The sequence below is a fragment of the Pirellulimonas nuda genome, assembly GCF_007750855.1.
GTDB classification, from domain to species: domain Bacteria; phylum Planctomycetota; class Planctomycetia; order Pirellulales; family Lacipirellulaceae; genus Pirellulimonas; species Pirellulimonas nuda.
This window is the reverse complement of sequence record NZ_CP036291.1, coordinates 2,320,616-2,341,916: the sequence shown is the minus strand read 5'-3', so window position 1 is coordinate 2,341,916 and position 21,301 is coordinate 2,320,616. Positions and strand designations below refer to the sequence as shown.

Here is a 21,301-nt window from a genome sequence, read left to right as displayed (position 1 = left end):
TGCGGCGGCCTCAGCTAGTTCACCGGTTTGATCTGCCGTTGCTTCGACTCGCGCGGATTAAAGCTGACGATCTCCGATTCGACGTGAGCGGACCTCATGAGTTGTTCGATGTGGGCGACCACCTGTGGGTGCTGCGAGGCGATATCGTTTGCTTCGCCCAGATCCGTCGATAGGTCGTACAGCTCGATGGGCCCGTCGCGATCGAGGCTGACGTCCAGGCGGACCCCCTTCCACTTGCCCCAACGGACCGCTTGCTTACCCCCTTTCTCGTAGAACTCCCAGTAGAGGTGGTCGTGCTTGGCTTGCTCTGCATCGCGGCCTAGCAGCGTGGGTGCGTAGCTGATGCCGTCGAGTTCGTAGGACGCTTCGATCCCCGCCAGCTCGAAGGCGGTCGGAGCGAAGTCCCAGAAGGCCGACACGTGACTGGTCTTGCTGCTGGGTGCGATGGTCCCCGGCCAGTAGGCGATGGTAGGGACGCGGATCCCTCCTTCGTACATGTCGCGCTTCCCACCCCGGAGCGGGCCGCTGCTGTTGAAGTACTCACTGCTCCATCCCCCTTCGGACATGGCGCCGTTGTCGCTGCTGAAGATCACAAGCGTGTTATCGGCGATGCCAAGCTCCTCGAGCTTTTCGATCACTAGTCCGACGGTGTGGTCGAGGTAGGTGACCATGCCGGCGAAGGTCGCCTTGGGGTTGGGCTCCGCACGGTAGTGATCCCCTTCGAAAGGAATCTCCTCGAAATGGCCGAGAAAAGGGGTCTTCCACCGTTCGGTCACCGCCAGGTCAGCGTGCGGCTGCTGCAGCGCTAGGTGCAAGAAGAAGGGTCGGTTGGCGTTTTCTTCGAGGTACGCCATCGCGGCGTCGCGGAACACGTCGCCGCTGTACACGTCGCCTTGCTGGCCCGAGTTTCCTGGGAACTCGACTCGCCGCCCGTTCTTCCAGAGGAACTTTGGGTAGTAGCGATGTGCCTCTTCGTGGCTCGTGTAACCGTAGAAGAAGTCGAAGCCTTTGCGGTTGGGCAGGGTCCCATCGGGGCTGTTGCAGCTCAGGCCGCTTTTGCCGATCATCCCCGTGTGATACCCGGCGTCGGACAGCACCCGGGCCACGGTCGTGTCCTGCGGATCAGGGCGAAACTGCACCGGACCATTGAAACGCTGGAACACGTGGCCGGTGTGTTGTCCCGTCAGCAGGCAAGCCCGCGACGGCGCGCACACGGTGCTTCCGGCGTAGTGGTCCGTAAACATCATGCCCCCCTCGGCCAAGCGGTCTAGGTTCGGCGTTTTGAAGTGCCGCTGTCCGTAGCAGCCCAGGTCGCCGTAGCCGAGGTCGTCGGCGAGAATGAAGACGATGTTTATCCGCGACTGCTCGTCAGCCGACGCGGCTTGCCCCGGATTGGCGTTGGCGGTCAACGTGATCGCCAGCAGACAGAACGCAATAACGGGGATGTGCATGGATCTTCAGGGCCGAGACAGGTAACGGAAGAAAATTACTGCTTGTCGAGGGCAAAAATAAAGTGGTTCTGACCACCGGGTTCGACCTGGGCCGTCAATTCAGTGCGGTCGTTGTATTTGATTGGGATTGCCTGCTTGGTTTCGGAAATCTTCTCGCCGGGCACTTCTGGATTGGGGATCTGCCTGCCCGTCGGCGCTTGCGAAGTGATCACGACCCGATACTCGCCCGCGTCAAGCCCGCGCGCAGAAGCGATGCTGAACCGCCCGTCCTTGATCGCGCTCCCGCTGCCGCGCCCGGCGCCAGCCGGGCGGAAGGTGACGTAACCGTCAAGAAGGGGCGATCCGCCCCAAGTGACCTCGCCCGTCACCGGCCGCGGCCCAGCGCGATCATCGCAACCTACGCAGGCACAAAGCAGCACGCCGGCGATCGTCCAGCGAAGCGGATTGAGGCGAGCGGCGGCGTTTAAATTGGGGGAGTGCGGGTGCGTCATTCGTTCAATGCGTTCGAGGCGGGCGACGGCCTAGCGTCGAGGGCCGGAGTCGAGCTTGGCGATGGGATCTCCTGCGATCTCTCCCCCGGCAATCGTGCTGCGTATTTGCCAAAGGTTCAACTCGATGTCGTCTGTGGTGAACTGAATCGACGAATCGCACATCAAGGTGTGCACGCCGCCCGGATGGGAGCTTCGGGACGCCATGTGCTGGTTCTGCCTGTCGCCATTGCCGACCGAAGTGCGGTTGCACGGAAGCCCCAATTCGGGCCGGTCGATGCACCAGCCGGTGTCAGGCTCGTTCGCGTTCGGGGGCGTTCGCGTCGAGATCTGGTAGGTCACGCTGTCCTCATTCCAGATACGTCCGCGACGATCGCAGCCGCTCCCCAGCTCCGCCGGCGCCTGGCGCATCTCCATCATCGCGTACGTGTTGCTGGTCCCGTCGGTAATCTGGCGCATCTTCGCCCCGAACTCGATCCAGAACGGGGCCCGCAAGTCGCCCCAGATGGGTTTCCATGATTTATCGTGAGGGTTTGGCAAGTAGTACGTGTAGGCGCCCCAGTTCAGCCCATAGTTGCCCTTGGCCTCTGTCGATAGCCCTCCATCGCACGCCGACGCGATCTGGGGCTCGTCGCTGGGGCATGTCCACGCCTCGAGCCGCTGGCTGATGAGCGAGCCGCGGATCTGTGTGTAGGCGTTGGAGTCGAACTCGAACGCGTCAAACTTGTTGCCTTCCTCAAGATACGGGAAGAGGTAGATGCAGAAGGGAACGCGGACCGGGCTCTGTGCGTCGTAATTACCGGTGATGGGGGTCACCCCTTGGGCCCCGATGGGGAACGATCCGTTGGTGTCGTGGTAGTTGTGCAGCGCAATACCGAGCTGACGGAGGTTGTTCCCGCAGGTAGTTCTGCGAGCCGCTTCGCGGGCCGCCTGCACGGCCGGCAACAACAGAGCCACTAGGATTCCGATGATGGCGATCACCACGAGCAGTTCGACCAGCGTAAAGGCCGAACGTGGTCCGCACGCACGACAAACTCGGAGATGAATCACAGCGCGTCCTCCCCGCCTAGCTTGGCGGAATCGTTGACAAGAAATCGTGCCGAGGGCAGGGTCCCGCCGGTCACCGAGAAAAAGAGTACTTGCTCAATAAATACTGGTTGATTTGCTCCACCTCATCGGTGGTCAAAGCGTCGTTGAAGATGATCAACTCGGCCATGCGCCCGCGGAAGTATCCCGGTTCCTTAGGGTGCTTGCCGATAATCTTGCGGGAGGCGAACTCCATGCCGGTGTGGGCCGTGGTTTCGCCTTGGCTTTCGCCGTCAAGCCACAGTTGGGCATGATTGCCCGAAGGGTCGTACACGTAGGCGAGCACGGCCGGTTGGTCGTCGACAACCGGCTTCAGGGTCTGAATGGTGCCGAAGTGTGTCGACCGTTCCCCGAGCTGGGCGTACACCATTCCAAAGTAGGCGCCGGGGGTGAGGTAGTCGCCGATCTGGAGGATGCGGAACTGGGTAGCGCTGCGCGACATGTCGCCCGGCGGGCCGTTGTAGTTAATCAGCGGACAGCGGTTTCCTGGCTTCTCTTCGCGGGACCCCCGCGAGAACACCACGAATACCGTTTGGTCCGGAGTCGAAAAGAAGGGGGTAGTCACCAGGTAGCTAAGCTCGCCGTCAAAACGCAACGCCGGCTTGCCGGCAATACCATCCGCTTCCCACATCGGACGGGCCTCTTCATAGTGCTGCATGGCGTCGTCTTCTAGCTGATTGTCGCCGACAAGTATGTCTTGCCATGCGACTACCCGGCCCAGCGAGTCCTTCTTCACGAGCACGTCGGCCGCCAGCCACAGCACCAGGTTGCGTTTCACGGGGAGCCGGGGCAGGCTCTTCTCTGAGATCCGAGGCGCCACGGTGCGAACAAACCGGCTGGCGTCGGCCCGCTTCTGGGTAGAGATCCCAGTGGGCGAGTAGGACGCCGCCTCGTCGCCGGTGAGCGACAGCGCGTCGCCTTCGACATCGCCCATCAGGTTCACCTGCCATGACAGCACCTCGCCCTGAAACACATGGACGTCGGTCGCTCCCGTTTCATCAACTTCCAAGCCGAACTCGGTACCTAGGTCGACGATTTCGGCCGTGGGCGTCCGAACACTGAAGCCGTGAGCCTGCTGCGGAACGACAGCGGCTAGCTTGCCTCGACCGAGGTCTGCCTCCATGTCCGAGCGAAGCTCGAACTTCACAGGCCCTTGCAGGATGAGTTGCGCGCCGCTCTCGAATGTCAGTTGCGCTAGGCCTGAATCGATTTTCAGTTGCCGCCCTGCGTAGAGGTGTTCGCCGTAGGTTGCGGCCCGCTTCGGGTCCGCCCATTTGCAATCGACCAGCCCGGTAAGCGTTGCAACGACCGCACGCTCTGGCGTTTCGTTATTCACTAGCGGCGAGGGCCCGCTGTCCAAGTTGGGGTCGGCCCCTGGCGATCGAAGCACGCCCAGCGCGGCCACCAGAATGCCTACGGCGGTGGCGCCCGCCGTAAATGCGACCGCGGACCGGGAGACGCCTCGGTTGAACACCATGGGCCTTGAATCGACCGGCGGCGCAAGCCCTCCGACAACCAAGTCCGCGGCCGAGCGGTCGGCAACGACAAGCTCATCGACTTGGGCGGGAGCACTCGTTGCTGCCCCGTGCGCCCACTCCAAGGCGGCCCCCAGGGTGGCCGCTTCCAGGTACCGGCGACGCATCTCTTCGTCCCCGGCGACGAGCTCGCCAAGGCGCTGGGCCTGGTCGCTGGCAAGCCGCTCGTCCGCCATGAGCGCGAGCAGCTCTTCGAATTCACCTTCCGATGGGCGTCTGCTATCGCTGCTTGGCGTCATCCTGCTTGCTCCTCCAGTACGATCCGCGCCTTCACGCACCCCAGCAGCGAGTGGCGAATACGGCGGAGAGATTTGTACAGCGTACTGAGTGGTCGCTGAAGCCGATTGGCGAGCTCAACCGTCGTGGCGCCCCCGGCGTATCGCTGGAAGAGAAGCTCGCGATCTGATTTGCGGAGCTCTCCCAGGCAATCCTCTAGCGCACGTTGCCGCTGCTCGTAGACGGTCGCGTTTGCCTGCAGCTCATCGGCCAAACTGTTCACGATCTCTTCCTGGAAGACGTGCCGGTCACCTAGCTTCTTCTTGCCGTGGGCCAGCACCCGATAGCGAGCAATCTCGCGGGCCCAGGCGCCGAAGTTGGTGCCAGGCTGGTACTGGTCGAACGAACGCCACAGCGCGATGCAGGTGTCTTGGAACACGTCCTCGGCGTCGTCGCGCGCGAAGAGCAGTGCCCGGATGTATGCGTAAATCGCTCGCTGTTCTTGGTTGTAGAGTACGAGGAACTCTTCTGTCCGTTGATCCGGCGCCATCCCCTGATCCCTGCTAATCCCTGACCGCACCGGCGGCCCTCTGAAAAGATGCCGTAGAAAAAGAACGCGTACCGCTTCCGGTGTGGAGTAAGTGAACGTCGCTGGCCAAATGACCAAGAAAAGTTCCCACAAATCGTCGCCGGCCGCGTGGGTCGGCGTCAGCTGATTTTCTAACCCATTACCGTTATGGGACTTACGCCCATTCTGGCATTTTTCGCGGCATTCTGCGGTCAGATTTCTACGGCCGAGCACTCCTAAAGCGTCGGGGATCGGCATTCACGTTGATCGCCCAGACGGGGGCCGCAGGACTGCGCACCGTCGCTTTTCCACTTCGCCTTTTCTAGATCTACAAGAGGGGTGTCTCGTGATGTGCACTTTGCGAAAAGCTGTTCTGTCGTGCTTCTTGGTCGCAAGCCTTGCTTTCTCTACGGCCTCGTGGGGAGCAGTCATTTGGACGGGCACGGGAGCGAACCCAAACGACCTGTTTGGCGATGACAACTACGATTTCTCCGGCTCGTCCGTAATCGCCATCAACGAGTCGGTCACTACCGGCCTCCCCGAGGTCTTGGTCGACGCGCCCGTCCTCGACAACGTGACGTTCACCAACGCCACCATCAATGCCGCGTTCGCTACCGGCTTCGGCCAGTTCCGCTTGGGCAACGGGTTTCAAGCCACGCTCGATAATTCGTCGATCACCAGCACCACCAACGGAGGCATCGCCGGCCAGATCGCGCCCGGAACCGCCACGTTCAATGTGCTCAACGGCAGCAACCTGAACATGCAGTTTGTGACCGCCGCTGTGGTTAATGTCGATAGCACCAGCACGCTGCGGTTCCGCGGCGGGGGCGACCCGATCAACAGCGTCGACCAGCCCGCGTTCGTAAACCTGGCCCCGGGTGCAAGGCTAACGCTTCCCTCGGTAGCCGAGTTCACCGAGCAGGGAAACTCCATCTTTGTGAACGGCGTCCCTTTCTCCGACGGCTCCACGATCCTCAACCCCGGCATCCTCTCGTTCAACGGGACCACCGGCACGGCTATCGCCCCGGTCCCCGAGCCTTCGTCCGCGGCGCTTCTGGTCGGCCTGAGTTTGGCCGCCGCGTGTGTGGCGCGGTCGAAGCGGAATGCGTAGTTGACAGCATGAACACTTTTCGTGGAGGGGCGGAACATAGCCCTTCCCGATCGCGAGAAGCTTTCGAGCGGGCTCGTCCCTAGTAAGTCAGCCGTTCGACCGGCGGTTGCCTGTCGGAGCGATTCTCTTCCGTGATTTGACGTCAGTTTGGACATGTGCAACTCGTCTAGCTGGGACGCCCGATCGGTCGCCTCGCTAGGCAGCCAATCCTGGGAGATGGCGGAATGCCGGTACTTCGTCGGTTCACGATAAACTCGTTGACAGGTTGCACGCTGCTGGCGGTCGCCGCTTGGATCGGCCAGTCGCGAATGGCGCCTCACGCGTCGGCGGCGCTCGTCGCCCACTGGACGCTCGAAGAAGGAATGGGTGCCGCCACGACCCCCGTGGTTGGAGGGCCCGCCGCCGAGGGCTCGCTGTTTGGGGGGGCCCGTTGGCAGACCCAGTTTCTCCCGCCTGTGGTGGGGGGGTCGTCCGCGGCCATCGCGTTCGATGGTTCTCCCAACGCCGTGCTGACCGGTTTTGACGGTGTGGTGGGCGGATCTGCCCGGACGGTCGCCGCCTGGGTCCGGGCCGACCCATTCCAGGGGGACTTCGGCGGAAGCGTGGTGAGTTGGGGAGACAACGTAACCGGGCAACGCAACACACTCCGCTTCAACACGGCCGAGGCAAACGGCGTGCTGGGCGCTCTGCGATTCGAGGTGCAGGGAGACTTTATTGTGGGCAACGCGGTGGTGGCCGATGGCCAGTGGCATCACGTCGCCTTGGTGCTCCCTGACACCGATCCGGACGGAGATCTGTCCGTCGACCTGGATGACGCAAGGCTGTACGTCAACGGCGTTCTTGACGCCGACTTGACGTTCGGGTTCTCCGGGGCAGGCGGGGGCAATCCTGCCGTAAATACTACAGTCTCGGCGGGCTCCGAGGTCACTCTGGGCAACGCCGCAAGCGGCGTCGCGGTCACGAACGTCAACCTCGCACAGCGCGGTCTGCGTGGCGCCTTAGACGATGTGCGGATCTACGACAACGCGCTGACCCCTGGCGAGGTTGCATCGCTGGCGCCGATCTTGCCCGGCAAGTTCGGCGTGGAGATCAGCCGTCAGACGGGCGCCGTGTCCTTCGTCAACACTACCGTGGGCGACATCAACTTCGTCGCCTACACCTTGAGCTCGGACGGCGGTGCGCTCGACGCCAGCGCCTGGGCGTCGTTTGCCGATAGCGATCCCGGTTGGCTAGAGTTCGATGGGACCGCCAACAACCTCAGCGAGGGGCAGCAGCCCGGTGGGAGTGGCAGGACCATTGCCAGCGCAGCCCCAGCGGCCCCGTTAGGCAGCGCTTGGATCCAGAATCCAGTTGAGGACGTAGTGCTAACGTTGCTTGCTGCGGATGGCAGCGCGCTGAGCATCCCCGCGATCTATACCGGCGCCAAGGCCGCGATGGGCGATCTGAACTTTGATGGCGGCGTCGATGATCTCGATTGGCCGACCTATCGGGCGGGGTTGTTCGCCGACCTTTCTGGGCTAAGTGGCCCGCAACAGTACCGGATGGGCGACTTGAACGGCGATGGAAGGAACAACGAGCTCGACTTCTTGCTGTTTAAGGCCGCCTTCGACGCCAACCTAGGAACGGGGGCGTTCGAGGCGATGACCGCGGCCGCGGTGCCGGAACCGGCAACATACGCCTTATTGCTGACAATGATCGCTCTAGCGTTTCTGACCAAGGAGTATCCGCAAGTGTTCTCGCAAAGAGTCTTCGTGGTCGCACGCCGTAGCGCCCCGCTGATTGTTGTGATGGTCGCGATCGGCGTCGAGAGCGCACACGCGCTAGTTGTTTGGACGGGTGCAGGGGCGAACCCGAACGACTTGTTTGGCGATGACAACTACGACTTTTCCGGCTCGTCCATCAGCGCCATCAACGAGACGGTCACGACCGGCCTCCCCGAGGTCTTGGTCGACGCGCCTGTCCTCGACAACGTAACGTTCTTCAACGCCACAATCGATGCGGCATACGCCTCGGGATTCGGACAGTTCCGCCTGGGCAACGGGTTCAACTTGACGCTCAGCAACACGTCAATCACCAGCACCACGAACGGCGGCATCGCCGGCCAGATTGCGCCGGGAACCGCTATGTTCAATCTACTGAGCGGGAGCAACCTGAATATGCAATTCGTGACCGGCGCGGTGGTCAACGTCGACGGCACCAGCACGCTGCGGTTCCGCGGCGGGGGCGACCCGATCAACAGCGTCGACCAGCCGGCCCGCGTGAATCTGGCTCCCGGCGCCATGCTGACGCTCGCCTCGGCGGCCGAGTTTACCGAGCAGGGCGACGCCATCTTTGTGAACGGCGTCTCATTCGCGGCCAATCCCGGCATCCTTAGCATCAACGGAACGACCGCCACAGCGATCGGCGCCACCCTGCCGCTGGCGCTGGAGGTGAACACCACGACCGGCGTCACCCGGATCATCAACCAGTCGGGGGGCGCCATCACCACGAATTTCTACAAGCTCACCAGCGAGACAGGTTCGCTCGACGTCCCCGGCTGGAACAGCCTGCAAAGCATCGCCAACAACCCGGGACAGAACTTGGCCGAGTTCCCCCGCGGCACGGGGAGCGGCAACGGTTGGGAAGAAGCAGGCGGCAGCAACAACGGCGAGCTGGGCGAGGCGTTCCTCTCGGGCGACTCCACGCTTTCTATCGGAGACACGATTGAGCTTGGCAGCGCGTTCAATCAAGCGGGCGGCACGCAGGATATCATGCTGCGTTACTACAATGTTGCTCTAAATTCGTTCATCGACGTCGAGGCGACTTATGTGTCGGGGGGCGGCGTCGCGGGGGACTATAACGGCGACGGATTCGTAGACTCCGCGGACTACACCGTATGGCGAGACAACCTGGGAACCAACACAACGCTGCTGAATCAAAACCCCGCGGCCAGCACGCCGGGGGTCGTCGACGCCGAGGACTATGCCTTCTGGAAGAGTCGGTTCGGCGCGCCCGCATCGGGTGGAGTGCAGTCGACGGCGGCAGTGCCTGAAGGCGAAGCGCTCAGCCTTCTGGCGATAGTCCTCTGTGCCGCGGCGGCTCTCAGTAGAGCTTGTCGAGACCTCGCCTTGCGGCGCGTTGCCGAGAGAAGCACGGCGGCCGTGCGCCTCGCGGCAGCCGCCACGATCGTGTTGTTCACCGCGCACACGTGCATCGCGACGATTACCAGTGACCGTGATTACAGGTTCGGCGACGACTCCGCCGAGGACGGTTCGGCAGGGATCGCGGCCGGCTCCGGGCCTAGCAATGCACTGCCGGGCTTTACGCTCGACAGCGAAGGAGCGGTCGGCGACAACACGCTCGTCGACCTGCGGGTGTTTGGCAACCCGCAGTACGTGAATGTCAACGCCCTGGGCCGACCTCAGTCTGCATCCGGAGCGCTGGGGATCAGCTTCAGCGGAGACGACTTCCTGGAGGGCGAGCGCCTCGGGCTGCCGCAGACCTCCTACAGTTCCGTCGCGTCGGACAATGATCCCGTCGAGATCGGCGGCCCGGGGCCGGGGAGCTTGAACTACATCGGCATCGAAGACCGCGGCTTCCAGTTCTGGGCCCGCCCCAACGCTGAGGGTAACGGCTTCGCACAATCGCTGGTTGCGGACACCCAGCAGCACGGCGTCCGCATCAACGCCGCAGGAAACTGGGAGATGCAGTACGCCGGCGTGCCGCACGACACGGGCGCTCCCGTTGCATTTAATGTGTGGAGTCACCTCATGCTGGTCCGCCGAACCACAGAAGCGGGACCCGCGTCGCTGCTGTATCTCGACGGCCAGGTGGTGTCGGCCGTTACCGGAGGATACTCCGGCGCCGACGACGCCCCGCTGGTGATTGGCGCCAGCACCGGCGACACCCCGGGCACGGCCGATTTCTACAACGGCGTCCTCGACGACCTCGAGATGTTCGTGATGGGGGTCACCAAGCTCCCCCCCTACACGAATTGGGGTGCGTTTAGTCCGGCGATCGACAACAACTACATCGCCAGTGCACTCTCGACGATGACGCCCGGAGACCTGACCGGCGATGGCCAGGTGACCGGCAACGGCGCCGGTTCGCCGCTCACGGACGACGTCGCAGCGTTCCTCCAGAACTGGGACGCAACGTACGCCGTCAACAACTTCAATCCTGTTCGGCCCGTCAGTTGCTCACGGTTTAGTGCTATCTGCCTTTCGTCGCGGGGGGGGACCTGGACCATTTTCCTTCTATGCTTGTTGCGGAGCCGCGTATCTACCGCGCAACATCGACCGGCGCGGCGCGGGTGGTCGGTTCGCGGCGGTTCAATGCGTTTTGAGTTTTTCAAGGTGCGCCAGCACCTCGTCTTCATCGGCCCATCCGATCAGGTAGAAGCGGATCATCTCGAACGTCCGCAGCGTCGGCTTCTTGCCGGTCCATAGGCTGATCAGCAGGCAGACGATGATCGCGCAGTACGTCTGAATCTCAATGCCCACCGGGTCCTCGCTCAGCAGGTGACGGCAGCCGAGCGTGTGCTTGAAGAAGCGGAAGAACAGCTCGACCTGCCAGCGGTGTACGTAGATCAGCGCCACCACGTCGGCCGGGACGTCCATCAGGTTCGTCGCTAGCACGAGGTCTTTTCCCGCCGCGCCGCCGCGTTTGGGGTGGGCTTGGGCGCGGATGCGGACCAGCCGCACCGGGTGGTCGGGGTGCTCGATCCGCACGCTCTTGGCCGAGCCGAGCTTGCCGACCGCGTCTTCAAGCACCCCCGCCTCGATCGCCTCGGGGCCAAGGTCGCGGGCCTGCTCGGGGGTGAAGTGGTGGTCCTCGCGCACCCGGCAAACGTAGCTGCTGCCGGCAGCGACGATCGCGTTGAACAGCGAGAACTGCTCGTAGCCCCGGTCGAGGATGTAGCAGCGGTCGGCTTCCAGCAGCCTCCGCAGCGAAGCCTTCTCGTTGGCGTCCTTGCGGTTGCGGCCGGTCGTCACCTCAATGTTGGTCGGCGCGCCGCGCAGCACCTCGAAGTGCGCGTGCAGCCGCCAACCGTCCGGGCGCCGCCGGCCCTGCCAAGCCGCTTGGGCGATCTGTGGCAGCCGCGTCAGCAGCGAGCCGTCCACGGCCGTCAGCCGTTGGGTGACGCCGTCGAGCCGCCGGTCGTGCGGCAGCGCGCCCAACTGATCCGCCAGCTCGCCCACGATCTCACGCAGCCCCTCGGCGCGGAACACCGCGGTCGCCTCGGACAGCGAGCCGAGGCTGGTCCGTGGGCAGCCGAGCTTCTTCTGCACCTTCTTGAGCTCGGACGCCTGCTGAACGCCGCGGAGGGAGGTAAGGATTGGGTTGAACAAGAACAGCAAGATCAGCACGGAGTACTCGTCCATGTGCAGGACGCGATTGCCCGCCTTGTCCCGCTCGCAGCCCACGCCGTGCAGACGCTCAAACAGAGGAAGCAGCGCCCGCAGCTCCTTCACCCCCCGCACGTCCCGCTCATCAAGTTTCGGCTTCTTGGCGGCCATGCTGGTAAGATGACCGACGCCTTCCCTTGGCGCTAGCCCTATTCTTCAACGCGCAAATCTTGTGCCGAACAGGATTGGGTTGAACGACAAGGTCTGCGCCCCCCGCGGCGACCCGGTGCCGCCGTCGGTGCCCAGCACGAGGCAGTCGTGCCGCGTCTGATCGCCGACCCGAGCCGCAAAGAGCTGGTCCATCGAGATGCTGTTCGCGTAGTCTCCCCCGCTCCCGGTATCGGCGCCGGTGAGAAACTGGTCGGCATTGGAATGCCCGTGCACCGACCGCGCCGCTGGGTGGGACAGCCCGCTGAACACAGTGACGTCGTTGCGCAGTGGTTCGAGCGGCTCTAGGCACTTCGTGAATTGGTAGCCCGCTGCGTCGGAGTGCGGGAACCAGCTCCAGTCCTGGTAGGCCGGGTCGTCCCGACGGGGCATGGGGACGCCGTCGGGGAAGTAGAAGCAGGCGAGCCGCTTCTTCGGCGCCGACGCCTGCGGGAGCTGCGCGGCAAACGTCTCGAAGTAGGGTAACGCGAGGCCCAGCCCCACTCCGCGGAGGAATCTTCGGTGATCGAGTGCAGCAAAGTTCATTTCGATGCTTCTGGCGTCAGGATTGTTGAAACAGGTCGCTCGCAACGAGCAGCGTGATCAAGGTGCGCAGGCCGTCGCCCCGCTGGCGGAGTTCTGTGGTGACGCGCTCTAGCTGGGCATGATCGGCGAAGCTGAGCGGCCTTCCGAGGGCGTAGCTGGCCAGCTTGTGGACCATGGCCCGTGCAAACTGGTCCTGCCGGTTCTCGAGGAGGTAGCGCTTGAGGCCATCCATGCCCGCCAGCTCGCCCTGATTGTAGAGGCGGCTGCTGGCGTCGACCGGCCCGCCATCGATGTGGTCGCGCCACGACCCAACCGCGTCGAACTCTTCGAAAGCGATCCCCCAAGGATCGATCTTCGAATGGCAAGACGCGCAAGCGGGCTTGTTGCGATGATCTTCGATGCGCTCTTTCAGCGTCATCTTGAGGATCTCGGGGTCGGTAAGATCGATCTCCGGCACGGAGGGCGGGGGGGGCGGAGGGGGGTCGTTCAAGATGCATTCCAGCAGCCAGATGCCGCGTTTGAGCGGGTGCGAATCCTTGCCGTCGGAGTTCATGGCCAACAAACCGGCCTGGGCCAGCAGGCCCCCCCGCTTCGACTCCGGGGTCAGCGGTACCTTCTGGAAGTGGTTGCCGTACACCCCTTCCACGCCGTAGTGGTTTGCCAAACGCTGGTTCAGAAGCGCGTAGTCCGCGTGGAGAAAGTCGATGACCGAGCGGTCTTCATTGAGCACGTGCTGAAAAAACTCGACCGGCTCCCGCTGCATCGAGTGTTTGAGCTCTTCGGAGAACTCTGGGTAGGCCCTCTCATCGACCTGAAGCAGCTCGAGCAGCTCCATCTCGAGCCACTGATGGGTGAAGCGTTCGGCGAACCTCTTCCCACGCGGATCCGTCAGCATGCGTTCGGTTTGCCGGGCAAGTTCCCCGGGGTCGCGAAGGCGTCCGCTGGCCGCCAGCTCCAGCAGCGCTTCATCGGGCTGGCTGCTCCACAAGAAGAACGACAGGCGGGTCGCCAGTTGGCTGTCCGTGAGGGCGCCGTCGGATTGCGTCAGATAAAGGAAATGGGGCGAAGCCAGCACCGTCGCCAGCACCTCGATCATCGCCTCCTGAAAGTCGTCGCACGTGGGGCGGACCGTCTGGTAGAGGGCCAGCTTCCGCGCCAGCTCGGCCTCGCTCACCGGGCGGCGCCAAGCCTTTGGCATGAAGCTCGCAAGCACCTGGCGCGCCCGGCTCTCCTCGCCGCCGGACGCCCCCGCCTGGGAAAACACGCGGCGATGCGACGCCGGCGGCCACTGCGTCAGGTAGGGCGCGGTGATCTCGATGTAGTCGATGTGAACCGTGGCGCCCTCATGCTCCCGGCCTTGGTGGACGTTCCTAAAGCCAACGTACTCGGTGGGGCTCGGCCTCTTGCCCATCTTCCCTGTGCGGAGGTACGGGCTGCGTTGGATGTCGTCCAACTGGATCAGCCACTCATAGAACTCCGGCTGGCCGGGGGGCGCCGTGATCGCGACGTCTTCTTTGCTGAGCGCAAACTCAAACGAAGAGTTGTTGTTCGGGTTGAAGCCAAAGGTGAGCGCCAGGCTGGGATAGCTTTCTCCCTCCGCGCTCGCTCGGTTCGCCCTGACGCGGATCCTCATGACCCCATGATCGGGCAGGTAGTTCCCGAGGTCGATCTCCTGCTTCGCCCCGTGCGGGAGCACCAAGACAAAGTTCTGTGGCTCGGGGTCAACGGGCTTCTCTTCGGCCGGCTTCCACAGAGAAAACCCGTTCGGGATGCTGCGACTCCAGCCTTCGCCGGTCTCTTGATTCAGGAAGTAGCCGCCGCGACGCGATCGACCCCCGCGTCGCGACCGCTCACCCCCTCGCGAACGCTCGCCCCCCTGCACGCGCGGGCCCTGCTTCGCCTGCTCCCGAGCCTCTCGGAATCTCCCCAGGATATCGCTGTCGATATTCTCGGACTCCCGCTCTCGCTGGTAGAACCTAAAGTGCTCGTCGACCCAATCAACGTAGTCGTCTCCCGCCTTGTCCATGGTGATGGAAAAGTAGGTGGGCTCTGGCCGCGGCCCCCGGACGGTGGCGGTCTTCAAGGCATTTCGGGCGATGCTCTGGTAGGTAGCAAACTGCCGGGAAGTCATCTGCAACATCTCGGAGCTGTTCTGAAAGCCGTCCTCGGAAGCCGACTCCGGGGGCAGGTCGGCGGCAAAGTCCAGCGGCAGCCCCAGCAGGTCTTGTAGCGCGTAGTTGAACTCGTACCGTGTCATGCGGCGGAAGGATGAGTGCGCCCCGTCGCTCCGTTTGACTTGGGAAGAAACGAGGACCTGCTCCGAGATCCAGTCAACCACCGCGGCCCGGTCTGCGTCGGTCAGCTCCGCGGCGTCCGGCGGCGGCATCTCGCCACTACTCAACACCTCCATTACTTCAAGCCACCACTGGGCGTCCTTGCCGTGGACCAGGTCGGGATCGAGCGCGTCTACGCGCAGATCGGCGTTCTGGTCGTCGGGGCCGTGGCAGTCCGCGCAGGCGCCGGCAAGGATCGGCGCGATCTTGCTGCGGAACCCTTCCAGGTCCGCCTTGGGGGCGCCGATTGTCGCAGAAAGTGGACCGGCCGAGAGGTACTTCGATCGAGTCGCCGCCGCGGCTTTGACCTGTTGCAGCGTTGCTTCTTCGGCTGCCTGTAGCGGAGCAGCCAGCAGCAGCGCCACGGCCGCAGCGGCGAAGGTGATCGGCCGCACGGGCGCTCCGCGAAAGGCCGACAGCGAAGCAGCCCCAGGTCTGCCGGCGCCGGCCTGGCGCCGTTCGGCCTCCCAGGACCCGGCCGCGTCGCAACACGCGCGTCGGGAATCAGCACATGAAGAGTGATAGCTCATAGCGTTCTAAGTGCTCGGGCACTGTGCTGGTTCGGACAAGCAACTCCGGCCGTCGCCGATGACAGGTCGCGTGCGGTAGGTGGCACAACGAGTCGCGATCGCAACCCCGAAAGGGACGAAGGCGTCTGCTGCACCCCTCCCGACGGGGCGGATATCAGTCCTGCACAGCGCCCACCACTTGGAACGTGCTGATCAGCGGGCACGCCAGCGCGCTCTCGATGTTCAGCCGTACCTTGCTGGTTGGGGGGAAGCTCACGCCTTCGGCAGAAGCGTAATCCTCAAGGATGATGCGTTTGTAGCCGATGGTCTTGCCGGCAAACACTTTCTTCCACCGCCCGTCCACCAGGCACTCGATACTGTAAGATTCAATGCGCTGGCCGAGCGGGATGTACTCCTGGATGATAAAGCCGTCTACCTCCTGGACTCCCCCCAGGTCGACCTCGATGCTCGCGGTTTGAACCGCGTCGTCCGTCGCGTGATAGGTTTCAAAGTCTCCGTCGGCAACCATCGCGGCGGCGTAGGCCGGGTCGTCGCCGCGTACGCTGTCTGCGCTAACTTGGGCCTTGTCGCCTCGCGATAGGTCGTTGGCGTGCAACGCGTCGACCCAGTCCTTGAACGCCTTCAGGCCCTCGACACTGGCCTCGTCGATCAGGCCATCCTGGTTGGGGGAGAGGTTCATCAGCGGCGTCACGCCGTATCCGGTCGTGGTGAGGTAGTACTGCTTGATCTGCTCCAGGTCCTTGATGGGCTGGCCGTTGTGGAACCAGTTCCCCTGCAGCATGAGCGACGGTTCGTTGGGGTACCAAATGACCTCGCCCCCCATTTCTCTCCGGTACGACTGGTCCGGCTTCAGGCCGCCGTGGTTGCCCGGCCAGGCCAGGGAGCGGTCGGGCAGGTACCGCACCATGGTGCCGGAATCGTAAACCACCGCACCGGGCTGCTCCTCTTTGATCATCCCCGCGAGCTTCTGATAGTCGATCTTCAGTTCATCGGCCTTGAAGCCGTCGAACCAGTACTCGTCGATGGGGCCGTACTGCGTGCTGATCTCTTTCACTTGGTCGTAGTAGAAATCCCCGTACCCCGCGTAGCGGTCGGCGTGGGTCACGGCATAGTTGTCGTCGATGAGGGAGACGTAGAAGCCAAAGGTGATTCCGCCCCGACGGCAGGCCTCTACCAGCTCTCCGACGATGTCGCCCTGGCCGTTCTTCCAGGGTGAGGCCCGCACGGAGTGCTCGGTCGTCTGCGTCGGCCAGTTGCAGAAGCCGTCGTGGTGCTTGGTCGTCAGCACGATGCCCTCGAAGCCGCCCGCCTTGGCCGCCGCCACCCATTGGTTGGCGTCGAAGCGTTCTGGGTTGAACCTGGCCGGGTCCTCCTTGCCGTCACCCTTGTGGTTGCTGCTGGGGTAGAAGGTCTTCATGCCGAAATGGATGAACATCCGGTACTCGGCCTTGTGCCACTTGAGCTGCGCGTCGCCCGGCACGGGCAAGAAGGGTGCGGGCGCCTGGGTCTGGCCGTCGGCCGCCAGGGAGATGGAGCACGCGGCGAGGGCGAGCCCGGCGATCGCCGGCACGATGAGCATTCGAGCTGTCATAGGACTGTCTCTCACTTCCCGTTCCAGGTAAAGCTGTCGCCCTTGGCGAGCGACTTGGCAGTGGTTTGTGAATCGCAGCGGAGCTTGAGCGGCTCGCCATTGAGCGAGCGAATGACGGCGGCGGTCAGCCGCCCGTCCTCCCACGCGATGTCGACCTCGAAGCCCCCGCGAGCGCGGAGGCCCCGGACGCTGCCGGTCGGCCAGGCGGCGGGGAGCGCCGGCAGCAGGTGGACCTCGCCGCCGTGGCTCTGCAGCAGCATCTCAGCGATGCCGGCCGTCGCGCCAAAATTAGCGTCGATCTGGAAACGATCCCCGCCGTTGAACAGGTTCGGGGAGAGCCTGGGAATGACATGCTTGTTGAGCACCCTGAGTGCGTGGTCCCCGTCCCCCACGCGGGCCCACAAGCAAACCCTCCACGCGCCGGGCCACCCGCCGGCATCTCCGCGCTGGATCAACGAGGTCCGCGCCGCAGCGAACAGCTCTGGCGTGTCGCGAGGGTTGATCTGGCTGCTGGGGTAGAGCCCGTACAGGTGCGAGACGTGGCTGTGTGGGTCGTCGGGGTTGTCCCAATCGACTTGCCACTCTTGAAGCTGGCCGTGCCGACCGATCTTCATGGGCGCCAGACGCGCCCGCGTCGCGGCCACCTGCGACCGGAACTCTTCGTCGATGCCCAGGGCCTCGGAGGCGGCGATGCAGTTGGCGAACAGGTCGCGGAGGATCTGCATGTCGATGGTGGGGCCGGCGCAAACCGAGACCCCAGAGCGTCCCGTGCTGAGGCCGTCTTCGGTCCCGCCGCCGTGGCTGTGCTCGGGCGAGATCGACGGCGAGGTGATCAGCAGGCCGTCCTCGTTCTCGACGAGCACGTCCATGAAGAACTCAGCGGCGCCCTTGAGGATAGGGTAGGCCTTCTCGAGGAACTGGGTGTCGCCGGTGTACTGGTAGTGCTCCCAGAGGTGTTGGCAGAGCCATGCGCCCCCGGTCGGCCACGTGCCCCACTGCGCGCCGTCAACCGGGGCCGTGCCGCGCCAGAGGTCGGTGTTGTGGTGCGCGACCCAGCCCCCCGCCCGGTAGTGGACCTGTGAGGTGCTGCTGCCCGGCGCCTGCAACTCCCCCACCATGCGCAGCAGCGGCTCGTGGCACTGGCTGAGGTTGCAGACCTCCGCCACCCAGTAGTTCATCTCGATGTTGATGTTGATCGTGTACTTGCTGCCCCACGGCGGGTCGATCTTGTCGTTCCAGATGCCCTGCAGGTTCAGCGGCTGCGTCCCGGGACGCGATCCGGCGATCATCAGGTAGCGGCCGAACTGAAAGACCTGCTCGACCAGGCGGGGGTCTGACCCGCCCGCGGCGACGCGTTTGAGGCGTTCATCGGTCGGCAGGTCTGCATCCGCTTGTGCGCCCCCCAGGTTGATCGCCACGCGGTCGAACAGCTCCGAATAGTCGTCGAGGTGCCGCTGAAGCAGCAGCTCGAACGGCTTGCCATCGACGCCGGCGAGGTGCTCGTCCACCCTCTTGAGCGGGTCGCCACTGACGTCCTGGTAGTTGACGTAGCTGGTGGCGGCCACGTAAACGATGGTCACCGCGTCGGCGTCCGTGACGGAAAGCTTGTCGCCCCGCGCTACCACCTTCCCGCCTTCGGCGGCAACCTTGACCTGGGCGGCGAACCGTGTCCCTTCGCCTTCCCAAGGCGCGATCAAAGCGGCCTCCTCGCGCGGCCCTACATGGCCGCTGATCCGCAGGACGCCGTCCCCGATCGTTTCGGGCTCGACGGGGTGAGGGCTCGTCATCGACAGGTCGAACGTGATCTGGCCCGGCTTGTCGCACTCCAGGCGCATCACGACCGCCTGGTCGGGGTGGGAGGCGAAGGTCCGCCGCGTAAAGCGCGCGTCACCCATCCGGTAGGCGACCGTGCTCACGGCCGTTTGTAGATCGAGGCCGCGGCGGTACTCGGTCGGCTTCTCACCCCTGGGAAAATCGAGACGCAGGACGCAGAACGGCATATACGCCTGCTGGTACTTGTGCCTCCCGAGCATTTCTTGCGCGGTTGCCTCCGCGTCGCGGTACTCGCCCCGCTCGAGCTGCTGCCGGACCGTGGCCAGGCGCCCATAGGCGTCGGGGTTGTCGTAGCAGTGGGGGCCGCCGCTCCAGAGCGTGTCTTCGTTCATCTGAAGTCGCTCTTGCCGGACGCCTCCATACACCATGGCCCCGAGCCGCCCGTTGCCCAGGGGCAGCGCCTCGGTCCAGCGGGAGGCCGGTTGTGCGTACCACAGCTCCGTTGCCCCGGGCGTCTGCGCTGGCGCCCCGTTCTCGGCGGCAACCGCCACGCCTGTCAGCACAAGGGCAGCGGCCGCAACAATAAGAAGTCTGTGTCTGTGCATCAGGTGGCTTCCTTCACTCGTGTTCCGGTGCAACGCCGGCGCAGTCTCGCCACAGCCTCAGAGCAGGAACCGATGAGCAGCATGCGGAAGACAGCTAAGCAAGCATTCCGCAGACGTCTTTCAAGACCAGAAAATAAGACCAGACGGCAGGCGCTTTGCCTGGAATTATGGCAGCAGCGTGCGCCATCTTCAAGGATGATTCCGAGCGAGCCGGCACACCCAGCGGGCGGCGAAAGTTGGTCCGGCCTAGCACCCTGCGGACGTTTGCAGCGTCGCCGCGACGCAGCCCCTGGCGCTCCGAACGCCGGGCTACAGGTCGCCCCAAGCAAGTTCGAACCGGGCGAGGTATTTCCTTAGCCGATCGGCGTCGTTGGGCTTAGCCTTCGACGCGCGTGACACCGCGAACAAGGCCCTCCCCGCGTCGGAGAGCGACTTCGATGCCCGGCAGACGCAGACGACTTCCGCCAGGCAGGCCTGGTCGAAGCGGTCGAGCTTCCCAGCGTCGACGAGCCCCGACAGCACATCGCCGATCGGGTCGCCGCCCATAGATCCGCTCCACTGCTGGCGCAGGCGCTCGGCCTCTTCGTCCACCAGGCCCACGGTGATCCGCCCCCCAGCGGCAAGGGTCGCCATGCGTGTCACGGCCGCGTTGAGATCGCGGAAGTTGGCCCGCCAGGCCGCTTCGCTCGAAGCGGCGAAGCAGAGGAACCGCTCGCGGGCTTCCTTGTTCATCCGCACGATCGACCCGGTCTTTGCCGCGAACTGCCGGAGCTCGTAGTCGAGGTTGGGGGCGATGTCTTCCCGCCGGTCCGCCAGCCCCGGGAGCCGGAAGGTCCAGACGTTGATGCGTGCGAGCAGGTCCTCACGGAACCGCCCGTCGCGTACGTCCGCCAGCAGGTCGCGGTTGGTGCCCGCGATCAACTGGAAGTCGCTGCTGTGCTCCTTGTCGGCGCCGACCGGGAAGAACCGCTTCTCTTCGATGGCCCGCAGCAGCATCGCTTGTTCGTCAACCCCCAACTCGCCGATCTCGTCCAGCAGCAGCAAGCCGCCGTCGGCGGCGCGGAGCAGGCCGTCGCGGGAGGCGGTCGCCCCGGTGAAGGCGCCCTTGGCGTGACCGAACAGGGCCGACATCGCTTGGTCGCCGCGCAGGGTTGCGCAGTTCACCTCGACAAACGGCCCGTCGAGCTGGCGGCGTTGGCGTTTGAGCTCGTACACGCGGCGGGCGAGCTGGCTCTTGCCGGCGCCGGTGGGCCCCGTCACCAGCAGCGGCGCCTTGCTGGCGATGGCTACGCGCTCGATCCGCTCGATTAGTGCGTTGAAGGCCGCGTTCTTGGTTTCGATCCCCGACTTGAGGAACGAGACCCCTTGCTGCTGCTCTAGCGCGAAACGCGCGGCGAGCTGGTCGTACCTAGAGAGGTCGAGGTCGATCGTACGGTAGGTGCCGATGCCGATCTTGTTCCGCTTGGGGGGCGAAGCCTGCAGCAGTTGGCCGGGCACGTGGCGGGACTCGGCCAGCAGGAACAAGCAGATCTGCTGCACGTGGCTGCCGGTGGTGATGTTCACCAGGTACCGCTCTTCGTCGGGCAGGAACCCATAGTCGCCGAAGAAGCCGTGCAGCGCGGCGTACACCTCTTCGAGGTCCCACGGGTCACGGAAGCCAATCTCGTGCAGGCGCACCTCGGTCTCGGGAGAAACGCAGCGGACGTCCTCGACCGTCGCCGCGGCCATCGCGCTGAGATTGGGCTCGTAGAGCAGCTCGAAGCGGTCGATGAGCAGGTCTTCGTGCTGACAGAGAGCGACCGTCGGCCGCCACTTCTGCCAGCGGTCATCGCCGACCCCGTAATCGAGCCGAGCGCCCAGCAATCCGATAACGACCTGCTTCATCTGATCCACCCGCCATGATACCCAGCGATACAACACGCTATGCAAGTATA

General features: G+C 64.2%; 12 protein-coding genes and 1 pseudogene. 2 read left to right on the top strand and 11 right to left on the bottom strand.

All coding sequences use genetic code 11. The annotated features are described in order from the left end of the window. Positions 1 to 14 precede the first annotated feature (14 nt). The 5 genes from Pla175_RS09540 to Pla175_RS09520 form a co-directional block, all read right to left on the bottom strand. Positions 15 to 1,451, bottom strand: coding sequence for an arylsulfatase (locus Pla175_RS09540; protein WP_145283576.1), 1,437 nt, complete (start codon positions 1,449 to 1,451; stop codon positions 15 to 17). Between the two features lie 35 nt (positions 1,452 to 1,486). Continuing rightward, positions 1,487 to 1,942 carry a hypothetical protein gene (locus Pla175_RS09535; RefSeq protein WP_145283574.1) on the bottom strand — a complete coding sequence of 152 codons (456 nt, stop codon included), beginning with the start codon at positions 1,940 to 1,942 and terminating at the stop codon, positions 1,487 to 1,489. 30 nt (positions 1,943 to 1,972) lie between these two features. Then, entirely contained in the window at positions 1,973 to 2,989 is a 1,017-nt protein-coding gene (locus tag Pla175_RS09530; RefSeq protein WP_197527382.1) for a DUF1559 domain-containing protein, read from the bottom strand. Between the two features lie 70 nt (positions 2,990 to 3,059). Continuing rightward, positions 3,060 to 4,799: a LamG-like jellyroll fold domain-containing protein gene (locus Pla175_RS09525; RefSeq protein ID WP_145283572.1), complete on the bottom strand. Its 1,740-nt coding sequence runs from the start codon at positions 4,797 to 4,799 to the stop codon at positions 3,060 to 3,062. After that, entirely contained in the window at positions 4,796 to 5,602 is an 807-nt protein-coding gene (locus Pla175_RS09520) for a sigma-70 family RNA polymerase sigma factor (RefSeq protein ID WP_145283570.1), read from the bottom strand. Before Pla175_RS09520 ends, Pla175_RS09525 begins: the two co-directional genes overlap by 4 nt. Positions 5,603 to 5,702: 100 nt before the next feature. Between Pla175_RS09520 and Pla175_RS09515 the strand changes: the two genes are divergently transcribed. Then, positions 5,703 to 6,455: a PEP-CTERM sorting domain-containing protein gene (locus tag Pla175_RS09515; protein WP_145283568.1), complete on the top strand. Its 753-nt coding sequence runs from the start codon at positions 5,703 to 5,705 to the stop codon at positions 6,453 to 6,455. 224 nt (positions 6,456 to 6,679) lie between these two features. Continuing rightward, positions 6,680 to 10,882, top strand: coding sequence for a LamG-like jellyroll fold domain-containing protein (locus Pla175_RS09510; protein WP_145283566.1), 4,203 nt, complete (start codon positions 6,680 to 6,682; stop codon positions 10,880 to 10,882). On the opposite strand, the gene Pla175_RS09505 is transcribed toward Pla175_RS09510, so the two are convergent. The 6 genes and pseudogenes from Pla175_RS09505 to rtcR form a co-directional block, all read right to left on the bottom strand. After that, positions 10,766 to 11,953, bottom strand: a complete 1,188-nt coding sequence (locus tag Pla175_RS09505; RefSeq protein ID WP_145283564.1) for an IS4 family transposase — start codon at positions 11,951 to 11,953, stop codon at positions 10,766 to 10,768. The genes Pla175_RS09510 and Pla175_RS09505 overlap by 117 nt on opposite strands. Before the next feature lie 78 nt (positions 11,954 to 12,031). Then, positions 12,032 to 12,541: pseudogene (locus Pla175_RS09500) on the bottom strand (DUF1552 domain-containing protein); the annotation flags it as partial. A 10-nt stretch (positions 12,542 to 12,551) separates the two neighbouring features. Beyond that, entirely contained in the window at positions 12,552 to 15,263 is a 2,712-nt protein-coding gene (locus Pla175_RS09495) for a DUF1592 domain-containing protein (RefSeq protein WP_231954294.1), read from the bottom strand. 289 nt (positions 15,264 to 15,552) lie between these two features. Continuing rightward, positions 15,553 to 16,989: an alpha-L-fucosidase gene (locus Pla175_RS09490; RefSeq protein WP_145283557.1), complete on the bottom strand. Its 1,437-nt coding sequence runs from the start codon at positions 16,987 to 16,989 to the stop codon at positions 15,553 to 15,555. 11 nt (positions 16,990 to 17,000) lie between these two features. After that, entirely contained in the window at positions 17,001 to 19,367 is a 2,367-nt protein-coding gene (locus Pla175_RS09485) for a glycoside hydrolase family 95 protein (RefSeq protein WP_145283555.1), read from the bottom strand. A gap of 309 nt (positions 19,368 to 19,676) precedes the next feature. Continuing rightward, a complete protein-coding gene (rtcR, locus tag Pla175_RS09480) occupies positions 19,677 to 21,251 on the bottom strand; it encodes an RNA repair transcriptional activator RtcR (RefSeq protein ID WP_145283552.1) in 1,575 nt (524 codons plus the stop codon). Positions 21,252 to 21,301: the final 50 nt, after the last annotated feature.